The following is a 14,394-nucleotide window of genomic DNA, read 5'->3' on the forward strand; positions in this document are numbered from 1 at the left end:
CTTCTTCCCTTCAGGCAAATGCTCATCAGCGTCCCTCCATTACCGCGATCAAATTCTGTTGCAGCGCAGGGCCACTCGTTGCGTGCGCGAGCACACGTTGTGCTGACCCGTCGAGGATCTGGCGCGCGGCGAAGCCGATGCGCTCCAGACCCGCCGAGAACATCGGGTTGGCGGCCAGCGTGCCTCCGGACGGGTTCACCTTGGTCGAGGACGAAAGACCGATCGCCTCGTTCAAAATCAGGTGCTGATGAGTGAAAGGGGCGTAGATCTCTGCCACCTCAATGGATTTCACATCGCCGTCGGTGGCAGCTTTGGCTGATGCCGCGGTCGACGGGGACAGCGTGAGGTCACGAGCACCCAGCGCTGCAGTCTCGATCTGGTGCTCAAAGCCGGTGATCCATGCGGGGTTTGCTTGCATCTCGCGCGCTCTGTCGCCGGCGGCGAGCACGATAGCCGACGCGCCGTCGGTGACCGGTGCGATGTCGTGGCGGCGCAACGGTTGTGCGAAGTAGGGTCGCGCCAACAGCTCCTCGACGGTTTTCGCGGGCTTCTCAGAGTCGGTGCGCCCGGCTGCGTTCATCGAGTCCAGGGCCACCTGCGCCATCTCAGCCGCGCTCCACATCCCGGCGTTGAGGCCCAGTTGTGCCTGCACACCGGCAATCGATACCGCATCAGGCCACAGCGGTGCCACGGTGTACGGATCGGTTTGCAGGGCCAGTACCCGCCGCAGGATGCCAGCGCTCGACTTGCCGAACCCGTAGACCAGTGCGGTGTCGACCTCTCCGGTCAAGAGCTTGATATAAGCCTCGTAGAGCGCCCACGCTGCGTCCATCTCGACGTGTGATTCGTTGATCGGTGGCACCGCTCCGATAGAATCGATTGCCGATACGAACGAAAATGCCCGGCCGGCAAGGTAGTCCGATGATCCCGAGCACCAGAAGCCAATGTCGGCCTTGGTGATACCGAGATCGTCATAGAGCTGGCTGAAGCACGGGATCAGCATCTCGACCCCGTTGGTCGTGCCATCCGTGCGGCGAACGTGCGGTGCGTGGGCGAAACCGACGACAGCGACGTCCCTTTCGGCAGGGTCGGTCATGGCGGTGTGCTCTCCTTTTGGCCTGGGTGCCTTTCGGGCCCGTTACAGGTGATGTTTGTAGGTGTCGTACTCGGCGTCTGGCTCACCTGTCGGCCGGAAGTGGTCGATGTTGTCGATGCCTAAGTCCCATTCCTCGCGCGGCTTCCACACGGCTTTCACCCGCATTCCCATGCGGACCTCGGCGGCTTCGATCTCGGTCACGAGATGCAGGAACGGAATGTCAGCGCCGTCCAAGAGGATGTAGGCCGCAACATAGGGCGGTTTGATCTTCTGGCCGGCGAACGGGATATTAATGATCGCGAAGGTGGTCACAGTGCCGGTGTCGGGCAGTTCGACCATTTCACCGTAGGGCTGGCCGGTCGCGGGGTCGGCGCCGCCGTGCGGCGGAAAATACACCTTCCCCTGTTGACCATCGGCACCCACCGTACGTGCGCCCAGTAACCTGCCCTCCTGCAGCGCTCTCAGGTAGGTGCTCTCCTCGCAGGAGGCGCTGTGCTGTATTTCGACTGACACTGGGGTGACGATCATCGTCACCGGGTCTCGATCGGCATTGGCACCCGTCTCCAGAAACTCGGGTTCGTCGCCGAATTCGAAGTACGCGATGTCGGTGATCGCGCCGATGGGCTCGTCCACCCAGTGCACACGCACCCGTGCACCTATATCGATTTTGGTGGGATCACCCGCGTCGATGACGTGCAGCATCGGTGTGTCGGCACCGTCGAGTTTGATCAAGGCGAATGCGAAGGGCCGGTCCAGGGGCTGGCCTTCGAGCGGCGCGGGTTGCCATCCCCACGACACCACCGTGCCCACACTGTCCACCGGCACCAGTTCAGTCAGCGGCTCACAGGTCACGGGGTCGAACTCGGCGGGCGGCACGTGCACCCGCCCATCGGCTCCACGCACGCCCAGGATTCGTCGGTCCCGCAGCGCGGTGAAGAACTGACCCAGCACCGGGCCAACCGAGCGCGTGTAGTCGTACGACAGCCTCAGGGGCGCCGACAACGGCGGCACACTTCGGTCGATCTCGGGCGTACTTCTGTGTGTGGCGGTCACGGCATCGATCATACAGTTTCGACAAAAAGTATGATCAGGTGCCCCTGACGCGAACTCGCGACGGTCATCGGTCGACGGGATCGGCGTGCTTGGGGTGGACTTCGTCTGCCGGACGCGTCTGCGTATGCTCTTGCGCCCAGCGGTAATCCGGCTTGCCGGCGGGGGTGCGTTTGACCTCATCGACGATCCACAGGCTGCGCGGCACCTTGAAGCCCGCGATCTCCGATCGGACGAACGCATCGAGGTCAAGCAGCGTCGGGCTAGCCCCTTGTCGTGGTTGCACCAGCGCCGCCACGTGCTGACCGAACCGGGCGTCGGGGACTCCGACGACCAGGGCGTCGAAAACGTCTGCGTGCCCCTTGAGCGCGGCCTCGACCTCTTCGGGGTAGATCTTTTCCCCGCCGCTGTTGATAGACACCGAGCCGCGGCCCAGCATGGTTACGCTGCCGTCGGCCTCCACCCGCGCATAGTCGCCGGGCATCGCGTAGCGAACGCCGTTGATCACTTTGAAGGTGGCAGCGGTCTTAGCGTCATCCTTGTAATAGCCCAGCGGGATGCGTCCACTCTTGGCGATCATCCCGACAACTCCGGAGCCGGCGGTGACCTCATCGCCGTTTTCGTCGAGCACGACGGTGGACTTCGCGGCGCTCACGCGCGCACCTCCGGTGTTGTGCTGCCCTTTCGTCAAGATCGCGGTGCCACCGTGCCCGGTCTCCGATGACCCGATGTTGTCGATGAAGATTCGGTTCGGCAAGTGCTCCACCAATTGATCACGAACTGTGGGGGAGAACAGCGCCGCGGCGCTAGCGAGGATCTGCAGGCTGGACAGGTTATACGTCTCGCGTCGCCGTTGGGTGGTTACCAGCGCGTCCAATAGTGGGCGAGCCATCGCGTCCCCGGTGAAAAAGATCATGTTCACCTTGTGCTTCTCGATGGTGCGCCATACCGTGTCGGCGTCGAAATCCGGCTCGAGGATGATCGTGTGACCGCCGAACAGTGACAGCCAGGTCGCCGACTGTGACGCACCATGGATCATCGGCGGTATCGGAAAGCGCACCATGGGTGACGCTTTGGCCGCCTCGTCGGCCAGGTCGAACTCGCCGAGCTCGTTGCCGGTGACGTAGTCGACACCGCCGAAGAGTGCGCGGAAAATGTCCTCATGGCGCCACATGACGCCTTTGGGGAAACCGGTGGTGCCGCCGGTGTAGAGCAGGTAGATATCGTCGTCGCTGCGCAATCGTCCAAAGTCACGACTGGCCGGCGACGCTGCCAGCGCCGCCTTGAAGTCGACGCCGCCGTAGCCCGAGATGTCTTTTCCGCTGCCATCATCGATCACGATCGCCGTCTTCACGGCCGGTGTTTCGGCGAGCACGTTGGCGACCCGGTCGGCGTACTGACGCTCGTGTACGACGGCAACCATGTCGGAGTCGTTGAACATGTAGCGTAGTTCGGCTTCCACGTATCGGAAGTTGATGTTGACCAGGATGGCGCCGGCCTTCACGATGCCCACCATCGCCACGACCATCTCGATGCGATTGCGGCAATACAGGCCAACCTTGTCGCCCTTACCCACGCCGCGGGCGATCAAATAGTGAGCGAATCGATTGGCTCGGTCTTCCAAATCAGCGTAGGTCAGTCTGTCATCCCCGCAGATCAACGCTGTCCGTTCGGGAACCGCGTCGATGGCGTGCTCAGCCAGATCAGCAAGGTTCAAAGCCACGTAGATAAATTAGAACGGAGTTTCTGATTTGACAAGTCAGTGCTTGTGTCTAGTCAAGGGCGTTCGGGCGCCCGCTTTCGGCCTAACAGCCCTTCACATTGTGCTATGCGGGCGATCGGTGGCCCGACGGACGCCCGCCGACCTCAGCAAGACTGGCCCAGCAAGTTAGAATGCGATTATTGTTTTGGCGACCGTCATAGGAAGAGGTGAGCATGACGCAGCCCGGTACATCAGCCGAGGGAAAGCTGGCCGATGTGCCCGGCTACAAGCTCGCACGACGCGCACAGATCGTGCGGGCTGCCCTAGATGGGCTCAGGGACAACGAATACGACCAGATCCAGATGCGTGACGTGGCCGAGAGCGCCGATGTCGCACTCGGGACGTTGTACCGCTATTTCACGTCCAAAGAACACATCTACGCGGCGGTGTTGTTGCAGTGGGCCCAGCCGGTCGTCGGGTCAGCCGAAAACGATACGCGTCCAGCAGAATTGCGCATTCGGACCAAGATGCGCGGGATCATCGCGAGCTTTGAACGACGCCCGCAATTCTTCAAGGTCGTCATCGCGCTGCAAAACGCCAACGATGTCAACGCCCAGGAGATCATGGCGCAATTCGCTCGTGTGGCCGTGCAGTCGCTGGCCGAGGACTTCGCCGCCATGGGCCAGACGGGTGCGTCAGACGCGGCGCTCATGCTGTGGGGGATCGTCAACACGATGCTCACGGAGGCGACGCTGAGGCGACATCCGATCGCCGAGGTCTACCGGATCGCCGATGCGTTCATCGACATGGTCGCCACACGTCTTCCTGCCGATCAACGTCACTAGTCAGTTATCCGACGCGATAGCTCGTCTTGGCGCGATGTCGCTGCTTGTCTGTTCGCGCGGCCCGCGAGGAACCGGAAGGAGCGAGCGGGTCTTGTTCGCGGAGCGTCGCAATGTCGATCGACGCGGCTTGTGGTAATGCGTCCATGTCGATGTCTGTGCCATGTCATGCCGCCCAGGTGATTTCGTTGAGACTTCGTCGGGCTATTCGCTGGGCGTTGCTGTCGCGAGCGCGGTCAAGAAGGAATTCAATGACAGCGAGGACGCATCCGGTAGCAGAGCGACGGCCGTAGCGCCGCGGGCGATGTCGGTCGTCACCGCCGTGGCTGCGGATCCGCGCGCGGCGGTGAGGACGATCGCACCGGCGATCACGGTCGGCAACAGCGGGCCTGGCAGCAACGCGTATCCGGCAGTGTCCATGACACACGCCGCATCGGCGAGTTCCCCGCCCTGGCCCCCGATCTCGGCGGATAGGTAGATGGCATGCCAGCCCTGCGCCACCCGGGCTTCCCAGAAGTCGGGTCGCTCACCCGCGGACATCGCCTCGAGCGTTGCGCGCGTCTGATCCATCGATGTGTGGCGGGCGGCGAAGCCGGCCATCGCCCCGGCGAGATGATGTTGTTCGTCGGTTAGAGCAAGAGCCACAGTGGTGAGTTCCTCACGGAGTCTTGGGATTACCGTTTCGCCGTGTAACGCAACAGAGTCACGCCGTCGTCCGGGTAGTCAGTGAAGACCGGCGCCACCGGCATGCCGACTCGCAGTGCTGATTCGTCGATGTCGACGAGTTCGGTGGCAAACCGCGGACCCTCATCCCATTCGACAACACCGAGAATCTGCGGGACATCGGCTGCGAACTGGGGCGCCACCGGTCGTCGGGCCACAGCGAAGCTCACCAGCGTGCCGGCCCCGGAAATCTGCCGCCATTCCAGATCGTCGGCCAGTGTGCCGGGGGCCAATATCCGCGGATAGTAGACATACTCGCCGAGCGAGGGCGAGTACTGGATCCAGACTTCGTGGCGGCTCAGGCCATCCCAGTACGGTTGGGAGACCGGCGTCGGCAGGGGCATGGGTCTGCTCATCGGAATTGTCATCGCTAACCTTCTGGTTGACTAGTCGCCCACTAAGACGAGAGCTTCCTGTTCGGAGAGCACTCCGCCGTTACCCGAGACGAAGGCCCGGTTGCACTCAGGTAACTGGGTTTCGCCCGCGCGGCCCATCAATTGCCTGCTGGCGTCGCAGATGTGGTGCATACCACCGGAATTGCCGGGCTGGCCGTAGCCGAGCTGGCCGCCCGCGGTGTTCATCGGAAAGTCGCCGCGGAACGTCAGGTCATGATCGGTGACAAATTGCATTCCCTTGCCCTTGTCGCAGAATCCGGCGTCCTCCAAGGTCAACAGGGCGGTAATGGTGTAGCAGTCGTAGATCGACACCATGTCGACGTCGGTCGGCGTGATACCGGCCATCCCGAACGCCGAGGCGGCCACCTTCGTCATCGGAGTCTGCAGCGGGTCCTTGGCATAGGCCGGCGACTTGTAGGGGACGCGTTCGCCGAATCCCTCGATCCACACCGGACGGTGGCGACTCTTGCGGGCCAACTCGGCGTTGGTCACCAACACCGCGGAACCTCCCATGCATGGCATGACGATCTCGAGCATGTGCAGGGGCGAGGCGATGATCGGGCTGTTGAGTACGTCGTCAACGGTGATGGGTTTGTCCCTAAAGACCGCACCTGGGGTGTGATTGGCGTTGGTGCGCTGGTCGACGACGATTTTTGCCATGGCGCGCTCGTCGTAACCGTATGCGGCGGCGTACATCTGGGCGACTTGTGCGTATGGTCCGTTCTGCCCGAGATAGCCGTAGGGAATTTCGAACTCGGCCTGCGGTGATCCGTATCTGAAGCTCGAGGCGCCGAAGTACAGCGCATCGCCCATGTCAGGTAGCCGTTTTTCTGACATCGGGGTCAGGTAGGTGGCCGGTATCGCACACAGCACCGCCTTGCAGATCCCGAGTTCGATCGCCGCGGCGGCGCGCCACACCATGGCCGCCGCCGACGCGCCACCGAGGTCCACGATCTCGGCGAAATTCACCTGTAGGCCTAAGTACTCGGCGACCGTGGACGGGACAAAGAGCTGCGACTCCATCACCCCGCAGGTGACCAGGCCGTCTACCTGGTCGACGGTCAGGCCGGAGTCGGCGACCGCTGCGGCGGCCAGCCGTGCCCACTGTTCGATGATGAACTCCGGCGGACCCGCCAACTTGCGCGTCGCGGGCAGCTCGTGGAAACCGACGATGGCGGCCTCGCCCTTCAGACCCATGTTGGACTTGTCCTTTCTCAGTACGGTCAGGCCGCCAACGAAACCGTTGCGGATCCCGGCAGGATGACCTCGCCGTCGCGCATACCGTGCAATGCCAGCTCCACGACGGTGCGCCCACCCTCAGACATCACTGATTCGACTCGGCCGCCGAACACCAGGGTGTCACCCGCGAAGGCGGCGCCCCGGTTCTGCACGTTGAACTTCTCCACGCGCCCCCCTGGACCTGCCCAATCCGTCACCACCCGCGCGAGCAGCCCGGACTGTAGATGGCCCTGCACTATGAGGTTTGGATAGCCCTCCTGCTGGGTGGTCCATGTGTGGTCGTAGTGAATGCGATGGCCGTTGTAGACCGCGGCGGCGAAAAAGAACATCCGTCGGTTGTCGATCTGCACGGTCAGTTCTGGCAGCACATCGCCACGCTGCACAGGGGAGGACTGCGGGTCGCCGGGCATTGCGCTCCTCAGGGACGGGCGAGCATTGTCTCGTCGCTGACGGCGACGAGTTGCTCATGTTGGTTGGTGTAGGTGGTACGCCAGGTGATCAGCAGAAAGGGGCCCGAACGGCCCTGCTTCTGCTGGATGTCGAGCAACCTGATGCCGGAAGTGATTCGGTCACCGGGATAGGCGACGGCGTGGAATTCCCAGCTGTCACCACCGGCCATCAGTCGCGGCGTGTGCGGCAAGGGGATGGAGTCGGCGCCGCGTGGGGTGCCATCGGCGGCGAGGTCTTCGAGGAACCTCACGGTGTCCAAGCAGTGTTGGAGGTACAGCGGCGGCGCAATGATGTCGCGATAGCCGTGGTCGCGGGCGACTGCGGCATCGAAATACAACGGGTTGTGGTCACCGACTGCGGCACACCACCTTTGAAACTCTCGTGCTGCGATTGTGCCGCTACCACCGCCGATCGAGGTGCCGATCATTGCGGCGGCCTCCTCGGGAATGAGTGAATCTGTTGTGTCGGTCAGGTCGACTGCCCTCCGTTCACCGTTTGTGTCCCCGCGGCCGCGAACTTCTCGCAGTGCACGATGAGCGCCCGGTTGGTGCTGGCCGCGGCGTCGACCGCGGATCCTCAATCACGATCACGTTTGATGTCGCGAAGTCCACCGCTGAGCTTCCGGCGAACGAAAGCATGCGCGGTAGGTCCACCGCCTTCATGTGTGCGCTGGTGATGGGACCACGGCTAACGACATTAATAGAATGAGAACCTAATTTCAATTTTTGCCGGACTGGCAGGGGTCAGTCTTCGGCCTGTCCTTGGAGTCGGGCTCTGAGCGCTGCCACTCCGGCGTGGAACGCGGGTTGCTGCATCGACCATCCCTGAGCGACAGCCTCGAGATCGACCGCATCGCGGCGATTGGTCAGGGGCGCACTGGCACCCAACGATGCTTTCGTCCGCCGCAGCAAGTCGACCGGCCGGCGCGCAACCGTTGCCGCCATCTGCTCACCGACTTCGTTGAGCTCGCCGTCGGGCACTACTTGCCACACCAGGCCGAGCCGATGGGCGTCGTGCGACGCCAACCGTTCGCCGAAAAGCGCCATCGCCGCAGCCATTTGGCGCCCTCCGCGCTGTGTGAGTGCCCAGAGCACACCGCCGCCGGGGTGGATGCCGATGTCGAGGAAACGGGATTCGAAGTAGGCCGACTCCGCGGCGACGATCACGTCACACGCCAACGCGAAATTGAGCCCTGCCCCGATCACAGGTCCGTTCACCATCGCCAAGGTCGGCACAGTCAGTGTCGCGAGCGCGGTGAACCCTCGATACAGCTGTTCTAGCGGAACATCGCGTCGTTCCAGGCTGTCGATGTCCCCACCTGCAGAAAACACCGGCCCGTGCGCCTGCAGCACGACGACGCGGACGTCCCTCGTGTCGTCGATCGCTTGGCATGCCTCCTCGACGTCACCGCTCATCTGCGCGGACACGCAATTGCGATGTTCGGGATCGGCCAGCGTGAGGGTCGCAACACCGTCGGCGATCGCGAGGGAGACTCGGCGACCGTCGGTCGATCCAGCTGGGTCTGTCATGCACTCTCCTCGACTGACCGGGGCTCAATTACAAGTATCTTTATACTAATGCCATGACGGTGAGCTACCAGGGCGTGCCAGGTCTCGATGTCGGTCTTCGGAATGGGATCCTGACCTTGACGATGGACGACGCTTCGCGGCGCAACGCGCTCAACGACAACACGGTGGCCCATCTCATCGCGGCGTTGCGCACCGCCAGTACCGACGATGAAGTGCGCGCGGTCCTTCTTGCGGGCGCGAACGGCGACTTCTGCAGCGGTTTCGACATCGTCGACCGCAACGCCGGCGCGACCACACGGCCGCGGGTGGGATCCATCCAGCGTCGCCTGCCGCATCAGGCGCACGCCTTGATCCCGCTGCTGGCCGAATTGCAGCTGCCCATCATCGCGGCGGTACACGGATACGCCGTCGGCATCGGCCTCCAGATTCTGCTTGCTTGTGATTTCGTCGTGGCGAGCAGCACCGCAACGTTGTGGGAGCCCTTTTCCTCGCGCGGGATGACGCCGGACAGCGGATGTACCTGGCTGTTGCCGCGTGTGGTCGGCCCCGTATGGGCGCGCCGCATGTTGCTCCTCGGCGAACGATTGACGGGTGCGCAGGCCGTGGAGTGCGGCATCGTCTACCAGGCGCTCGATGATGAAGCCGTCGACGAGGCCGCGCATCAATTGGCGTCGAGGCTGGCCGCGGGCCCGACCGTAGCGCTGGGGTTGACCCGGCATCTGCTGAATGCCAGCGCTGAGCATACGCTGGGCGAGCAACTCGAATCGGAGGCATTGGCACTCGAATTAAGTTCGCGTAGCCCGGATTTCAAGGAAGGGCTTCGCGCTTTTATCGCCAAGCGTCCGCCGGAGTTCACCGGTCAATGAGCACCGGTACATCGGCGCCGCTGTCCGGAATCACGGTGGTGACGCTCGAGCAGGCGGTGTCTGCGCCGATGTGCACCCGCACCCTCGCCGGCTTTGGCGCAGGGTGACCTCGAGCAGGTACAGCAGGCCGCCGACGACGTGAGGATCGGGCAACGCCGCTTCAACCTGCCGACCGAGGTGGCCCGGCATCGGCAGTTGTCCGACCGCGACCGGGGGCGTCGAATCAACTCACCCACCGGAGCGATTTCAGCGTTGCTGCCGCCACCGGTCATCTCCGGCTACGAATTTCCGGTGGGCGCGGTGCCTCAACTCGGTGAGTACACCGACTCCGTCCTTGCCGGACTCGACTATTGCAGCGATGAGATCGACGATCTGCACAGCGCCGCGCTGATCGGACCGACGACCGACAGCAGTGCGACCCGTTGACACGCATGCAATCTTTTATATCTTAGAGGGTGATCCGCGCTGCTGCGCTCACTGCGTCGGCGCCAGGTGAATCGAGGAGGGTTCTGTTGGCCGGCATCCTGGCGGGCATAACCGTCATCGAGCTCGCGTCCTGGGTGTTCGTTCCGTCGGCGACCGCGATACTGGCCGACCTGGGCGCCGACGTGATCAAGATCGAACACCCCACGTACGGGGACCCCGTGCGCGGCCTCGACGCCAGCGCACTGCCCGACGATGTCCCCAACATCTTGTTCGAACAGGGAAACCGCGGAAAACGCAGCGTCGGTCTCGACGTCACCTCGGCCGACGGCAAAGACGTCCTGCGGCGACTGGTGCAAACCGCAGACGTGTTCGCCACCAATTGGCTGGGCAAGACACGTAGACGCGAGCACCTCGACGTCGACGATGTCCGCGCGTGGAACCCCGACATCATTTATGCCCGCGGAACAGGCCTCGGTCCCGACGGCGACGAGGCCGACCGTGCCTCCTTCGACGCGACGGCGTATTGGTACCGCGCCGGTTTCGCCCACATACTCACCCCACCCAATCAGGAATGGCCGATCGCGCAGCGACTGGGCATCGGAGATCTTCCCAGCGGCGCGATGCTCGCCGCGGGAATCATGGGCGCCCTGTTCGCACGCGAACGCACGGGTGAAGCGTCGTTGGTGGACGTTTCGCTGCTGTCAACGGCGTCATGGGTTTTGGCGCCCGACATCGTCGCAGGCAAGATGAGCCCGGAGGTGTCTCAGCCGGTGATCGGGCGTGGGGATCCGAAGAATCCACTGGCCAACCTGTACCGCACCAAGGACGACCGCATCATCAGCCTGGTGATGATGGAATCCGACCGCTACTGGGCCGATTTCTGCACCGCGGTCGGGCGTCCCGAACTTGTTCCCGACGAACGGTTCTCGGATTCATCACGCCGATCCGCTAACGCCTCCGATCTCATCAAGATTTTCGACGAAGTCTTCACGAGCCGAACACTCGCCGAATGGCGGCCCATTCTCTCGGCGATGAAAGGAGCGTGGGGCGTGGTACAGAACGCCACCGAAGTCGCCGTCGATCCGCAGGTCGAAGCGAACGACTATCTGACGCGGGTGGATCGCGAGGGCGCCGAATTATGGCTTACCCGAGCGCCATTCAGCTTCGACCGCGACCGTCCCGCCCTGCGGCCGACTCCTCAGCACGGTGAACACACCGACACCGTCTTGCAGACACTGGGATTCTCATGGGACGAGATCGTCAAGCTGAAGGTCGCCGGCGTTGTCCTCTGATGCTCGCCCCGCGCCGCCGAAGGCCGCGCCCAAGCCCACTCCGCAGACTCAGCCGTTCTGGGAGTCATGTTCCAACGGGCAGCTCAGTCTGCAGCGCTGTCAATCCTGTGACCGCCATTACTTTCCACCTCAGGATGCGTGCCCGAACTGCCTGGCAGCCGATGTGGTCTGGGAACCGTTGTCCGGCAAGGCCACTCTGTACAGCTATGTCATCAACCACATGCCCGCACCGGGGTTCGCCGATGACGTTCCGTACGTCATCGCGGTGGTCGAACTCGCTGAGGGTCCCCGAATGTTCAGCAACATCATAGACATCGACCCGATGCCGGAGAATCTGACAGTGGACATGCCATTGGAAGTGGACTTCATTGAACGCGGCGACCTGATGTTGCCCGTATTTCGACCTGCCGAGGTGCGATGAGCGCCGCTAAGGCGATCGTCATCGTCGGTGCCGCGGAGACCGAACGGCTGGGGAAGATCCCTGACCAGTCGGTACCGGCACTGCATATCGATGCGGCGCGACGCGCCCTGACCGACGCCGGGGTGTCCGCGGGTGAGATCGACGGGATCGCGTCGACCGGTTATGACCCGCTCAGTGTCGCGCACGGCCTGGGAATCAGGGCCACCTGGCTGGACTCGACGGCGGTGGGCGGTTGCAGCCCGCTCACCCACGTGCGCCACGCAGCGGCCGCGATCCGCGGCGGCTTGTGCCACACGGTCCTCATCACCCACGGCGAGTCGGGCCGCTCGCGCGTGGACACCGCCTACCCGCAGCCGACGTCGTCGTCGGTTCGGGGCCAGTTCGAGTATCCGTTCGGCGCCTTTCTGCCGCCGACCACGTTCACCCTGGCCGTGATACGAATGATGAAGGAGACCGGGCTCACTCGCGAGCAGCTGTCTGAAGTCGCTGTGGTGCAGCGCCGTTGGGCATCGATGAATCCCCGCGCTCAGCTTCGCGACCCCATTTCCGCAGACGACGTCGTTGCCTCCAAACTGATCGCCTACCCGGTGCATCTGCTGGACTGCTGCCTCGTCAGTGACGGGGGAGGAGCGCTGGTTGTGACCACCGAGGAACGTGCCCGCGACCTTGACCTGGCCCACCCCATCGTGCGTGTCCTGGGCACCGGCGAGGCCGCCGAAGTGCCGATGTTTGCCTTGGCCGAGGATCTGACATCCTCACGCGCGTTTCGTACATCGGGCCGGCTGGCGTTCCAGGAGGCCGGTATCGAGCATGCCGACGTCGATCATCTGATGCTCTACGACGCCTTCTCGTTCGTGCCGATCATGGCGATGGAGGACCTGGGTTTCGTCGGCCGCGGTGAGGCTGCGACGTTCATCGCCGAAGGTAACACCGCGCCCGGCGGCGCATTGCCCACCAACACCAACGGTGGCGGACTGTGCTACGCCCACACAGGTATGTACGGCATGTTCGCCATCCAGGAGAGCGTGCGGCAGCTGCGAGGCACGGCACCGGCCCAGGTTCCCGACGTCGAGCTGGCCGTCGCTCACGGCGTCGGCGGGTTCTTCCAGGCGGCCGCCACGCTGGTGTTGTCGCGCTGAAATCCGTGCGGCGGCTGGTGGTTTCAGGCCACGCGCGCGCCGATAGCTCGATGCAGGCCCGTTGCGATCAGACCAAGCAGGTCCTCGTAGCCCGCCGATGTCGAAACCCCGAGCCACATGAAGCTGTGGATCTCCTTCTCGAATATCTCGTGCTGGACGTCGCCGCCGTCTCGCCGGATCCGCGCGACCAGCTCGGTGTTCTCGTCGATCAACCGGTCCCATCGGCACGACACCACCAATGTCGGCGGCAACCCGCCCAGCGAAGCGGCGGCCAGTGGTACCGCGTAGGGATCGAGGAGGTCAGCGTCTGTGCGCAAATACCGGTCGCGGTACCAGTCCATCTGGTCGCTGCCGCGGACGGGCACTATCGCGGTCCCTGGCCCGTCTTGTGCACCCAGGCTCGGCGAAATGCCCGTCGAGCAGGTCGGGTACACGAGCGCTAGGTAGGCGATCGCCGGTGCCCCCTCGTCGCGCGCTTTCAGACCCACGCAGGCAGCGAGGTTGCCACCCGCGCTGTCGCCGCTCAGCGCGATGGCCTGCGGATTGATTCCGTATCTCTCGGCATTGTCGGACAACCACATTGCCGCGGTGTAGCAGTCCATGAGTGGGCCGGGGAACTTGGTTTCCGGCGCGAGGCGGTAGTCGACCGACACCACGACGCACCCCGCGATTGCCGCAAGGTCGCGACACATTCGATCGGCGACTTCGATGTTGCCGATCACCCAACCACCGCCGTGAAAATACAAGATCGCCGGCGCTGACGGCGGCGCGGTCTCGGGGATGTACATCCGGATCGGAATCGATCCGCCGTGGCCGGGGATCAGCAGATCGTGCAGTTCGCGCATCTGCCGCGGTGGGTCCTGTATCTCACGGAAGCCGGCCAGTTCGGCCCGGGCTGCGCTGATGCCCAAGCCCGCGGCGTTGGGCATGCCCAATTCGAGCAAGCGGTTGACCTCTGCGAGAAACTCCGGGTCCAGCGGCATCAAGCGCCTCCAATTTACGGTGCGTCAACTACGTCAAACTTATATATCGCACGAAAGGGCGCTCGACAACCGTCGATTGCAGCTTGACGAGCACCTATCCGCTTGATCGCGACGTCGGACGCGTTCAGGGCCGACGTATCCTTCCGGAACTGCGCCGCGAGTTGTAGCATCAATTACATATAAGATAAGCTCGAAAGGCTTCCAACCAGGTCCGGGGGTTTGGGGCGAGGGAGGGGCGCGT

At 63.5% G+C, this 14,394-nt stretch carries 16 protein-coding genes and 1 pseudogene; 7 read left to right on the forward strand and 10 right to left on the reverse strand.

The genetic code is table 11. The features are described from left to right. Nucleotides 1–25 precede the first annotated feature (25 nt). From OQ789_RS11760 to OQ789_RS11770, 3 genes are all read right to left on the reverse strand, one after another. A complete protein-coding gene (locus OQ789_RS11760) occupies nt 26–1,096 on the reverse strand; it encodes a thiolase domain-containing protein (RefSeq protein WP_324685903.1) in 1,071 nt (356 codons plus the stop codon). A gap of 42 nt (nt 1,097–1,138) precedes the next feature. Further along, nucleotides 1,139–2,149 carry a Zn-ribbon domain-containing OB-fold protein gene (locus OQ789_RS11765; RefSeq protein ID WP_420716102.1) on the reverse strand — a complete coding sequence of 337 codons (1,011 nt, stop codon included), beginning with the start codon at nt 2,147–2,149 and terminating at the stop codon, nt 1,139–1,141. A gap of 64 nt (nt 2,150–2,213) precedes the next feature. Further along, on the reverse strand, nt 2,214–3,869 hold the full coding sequence (locus OQ789_RS11770) for an acyl-CoA synthetase (protein WP_324685905.1): 1,656 nt from the start codon (nt 3,867–3,869) through the stop codon (nt 2,214–2,216). 212 nt (nt 3,870–4,081) lie between these two features. On the opposite strand from OQ789_RS11770, the gene OQ789_RS11775 reads away from it, so the two are divergent. After that, complete coding sequence (locus tag OQ789_RS11775; RefSeq protein ID WP_324685907.1) at nt 4,082–4,693, forward strand: TetR/AcrR family transcriptional regulator; 612 nt, start codon at nt 4,082–4,084, stop codon at nt 4,691–4,693. A 201-nt stretch (nt 4,694–4,894) separates the two neighbouring features. Here the strand turns inward: OQ789_RS11775 and OQ789_RS11780 are convergent, their stop codons facing one another. The 6 genes from OQ789_RS11780 to OQ789_RS11805 all read right to left on the reverse strand — a co-directional run bounded on the left by OQ789_RS11780 (nt 4,895) and on the right by OQ789_RS11805 (nt 9,026). Then, complete coding sequence (locus OQ789_RS11780; protein ID WP_324685909.1) at nt 4,895–5,335, reverse strand: acyl-CoA dehydrogenase family protein; 441 nt, start codon at nt 5,333–5,335, stop codon at nt 4,895–4,897. A 29-nt stretch (nt 5,336–5,364) separates the two neighbouring features. Further along, on the reverse strand, nt 5,365–5,769 hold the full coding sequence (locus OQ789_RS11785; RefSeq protein WP_324685910.1) for a Zn-ribbon domain-containing OB-fold protein: 405 nt from the start codon (nt 5,767–5,769) through the stop codon (nt 5,365–5,367). A 30-nt stretch (nt 5,770–5,799) separates the two neighbouring features. Beyond that, nucleotides 5,800–7,005 carry a thiolase family protein gene (locus tag OQ789_RS11790; protein ID WP_324685912.1) on the reverse strand — a complete coding sequence of 402 codons (1,206 nt, stop codon included), beginning with the start codon at nt 7,003–7,005 and terminating at the stop codon, nt 5,800–5,802. Between the two features lie 26 nt (nt 7,006–7,031). Then, a complete protein-coding gene (locus OQ789_RS11795) occupies nt 7,032–7,457 on the reverse strand; it encodes an acyl dehydratase (protein ID WP_324685914.1) in 426 nt (141 codons plus the stop codon). An 8-nt stretch (nt 7,458–7,465) separates the two neighbouring features. Beyond that, nucleotides 7,466–7,924, reverse strand: a complete 459-nt coding sequence (locus tag OQ789_RS11800; RefSeq protein ID WP_324685916.1) for an FAS1-like dehydratase domain-containing protein — start codon at nt 7,922–7,924, stop codon at nt 7,466–7,468. Between the two features lie 316 nt (nt 7,925–8,240). Continuing rightward, a complete protein-coding gene (locus OQ789_RS11805; RefSeq protein ID WP_324685918.1) occupies nt 8,241–9,026 on the reverse strand; it encodes an enoyl-CoA hydratase-related protein in 786 nt (261 codons plus the stop codon). Nucleotides 9,027–9,079: 53 nt separating this feature from the next. On the opposite strand from OQ789_RS11805, the gene OQ789_RS11810 reads away from it, so the two are divergent. The 6 genes and pseudogenes from OQ789_RS11810 (at nt 9,080) to OQ789_RS11835 (ending at nt 13,170) form a co-directional block, all read left to right on the forward strand. Beyond that, nucleotides 9,080–9,892 (forward strand): enoyl-CoA hydratase/isomerase family protein, encoded by an 813-nt coding sequence (locus OQ789_RS11810; RefSeq protein WP_324685919.1) that lies wholly within the window; start codon nt 9,080–9,082, stop codon nt 9,890–9,892. Nucleotides 9,893–9,985: 93 nt separating this feature from the next. Continuing rightward, a complete protein-coding gene (locus OQ789_RS11815; protein WP_324685920.1) occupies nt 9,986–10,318 on the forward strand; it encodes a hypothetical protein in 333 nt (110 codons plus the stop codon). 86 nt (nt 10,319–10,404) lie between these two features. After that, nucleotides 10,405–11,610 carry a CoA transferase gene (locus tag OQ789_RS11820; protein WP_324685921.1) on the forward strand — a complete coding sequence of 402 codons (1,206 nt, stop codon included), beginning with the start codon at nt 10,405–10,407 and terminating at the stop codon, nt 11,608–11,610. After that, a pseudogene (locus tag OQ789_RS11825) lies at nt 11,600–11,764 on the forward strand (Zn-ribbon domain-containing OB-fold protein); the annotation flags it as partial. The gene OQ789_RS11820 and the pseudogene OQ789_RS11825, both read left to right, overlap by 11 nt. Nucleotides 11,765–11,788: 24 nt before the next feature. Then, nucleotides 11,789–12,031, forward strand: coding sequence for an OB-fold domain-containing protein (locus OQ789_RS11830; protein WP_324686064.1), 243 nt, complete (start codon nt 11,789–11,791; stop codon nt 12,029–12,031). Further along, nucleotides 12,028–13,170 (forward strand): thiolase C-terminal domain-containing protein, encoded by a 1,143-nt coding sequence (locus OQ789_RS11835; RefSeq protein ID WP_324685922.1) that lies wholly within the window; start codon nt 12,028–12,030, stop codon nt 13,168–13,170. Before OQ789_RS11830 ends, OQ789_RS11835 begins: the two co-directional genes overlap by 4 nt. Before the next feature lie 23 nt (nt 13,171–13,193). Here OQ789_RS11835 and OQ789_RS11840 read toward each other — a convergent pair whose 3' ends face one another. Continuing rightward, on the reverse strand, nt 13,194–14,153 hold the full coding sequence (locus OQ789_RS11840) for an alpha/beta hydrolase (protein WP_324685924.1): 960 nt from the start codon (nt 14,151–14,153) through the stop codon (nt 13,194–13,196). Nucleotides 14,154–14,394: the final 241 nt, after the last annotated feature.

It is taken from the genome of Mycobacterium sp. 94-17 (genome assembly GCF_035617725.1).
GTDB lineage: Bacteria > Actinomycetota > Actinomycetes > Mycobacteriales > Mycobacteriaceae > Mycobacterium.

Coding starts and splice junctions, on each gene's coding strand:
- OQ789_RS11790 (WP_324685912.1), bottom strand. CDS start 7,005: ATGGGTCTGAAGGGCGAGGCCGCCATCGTCGGTTTCCACGAGCTGCCC.
- OQ789_RS11810 (WP_324685919.1), top strand. CDS start 9,080: ATGACGGTGAGCTACCAGGGCGTGCCAGGTCTCGATGTCGGTCTTCGG.
- OQ789_RS11760 (WP_324685903.1), bottom strand. CDS start 1,096: ATGACCGACCCTGCCGAAAGGGACGTCGCTGTCGTCGGTTTCGCCCAC.
- OQ789_RS11835 (WP_324685922.1), top strand. CDS start 12,028: ATGAGCGCCGCTAAGGCGATCGTCATCGTCGGTGCCGCGGAGACCGAA.
- OQ789_RS11785 (WP_324685910.1), bottom strand. CDS start 5,769: ATGAGCAGACCCATGCCCCTGCCGACGCCGGTCTCCCAACCGTACTGG.
- OQ789_RS11805 (WP_324685918.1), bottom strand. CDS start 9,026: ATGACAGACCCAGCTGGATCGACCGACGGTCGCCGAGTCTCCCTCGCG.
- OQ789_RS11775 (WP_324685907.1), top strand. CDS start 4,082: ATGACGCAGCCCGGTACATCAGCCGAGGGAAAGCTGGCCGATGTGCCC.
- OQ789_RS11795 (WP_324685914.1), bottom strand. CDS start 7,457: ATGCCCGGCGACCCGCAGTCCTCCCCTGTGCAGCGTGGCGATGTGCTG.
- OQ789_RS11840 (WP_324685924.1), bottom strand. CDS start 14,153: ATGCCGCTGGACCCGGAGTTTCTCGCAGAGGTCAACCGCTTGCTCGAA.
- OQ789_RS11800 (WP_324685916.1), bottom strand. CDS start 7,924: ATGATCGGCACCTCGATCGGCGGTGGTAGCGGCACAATCGCAGCACGA.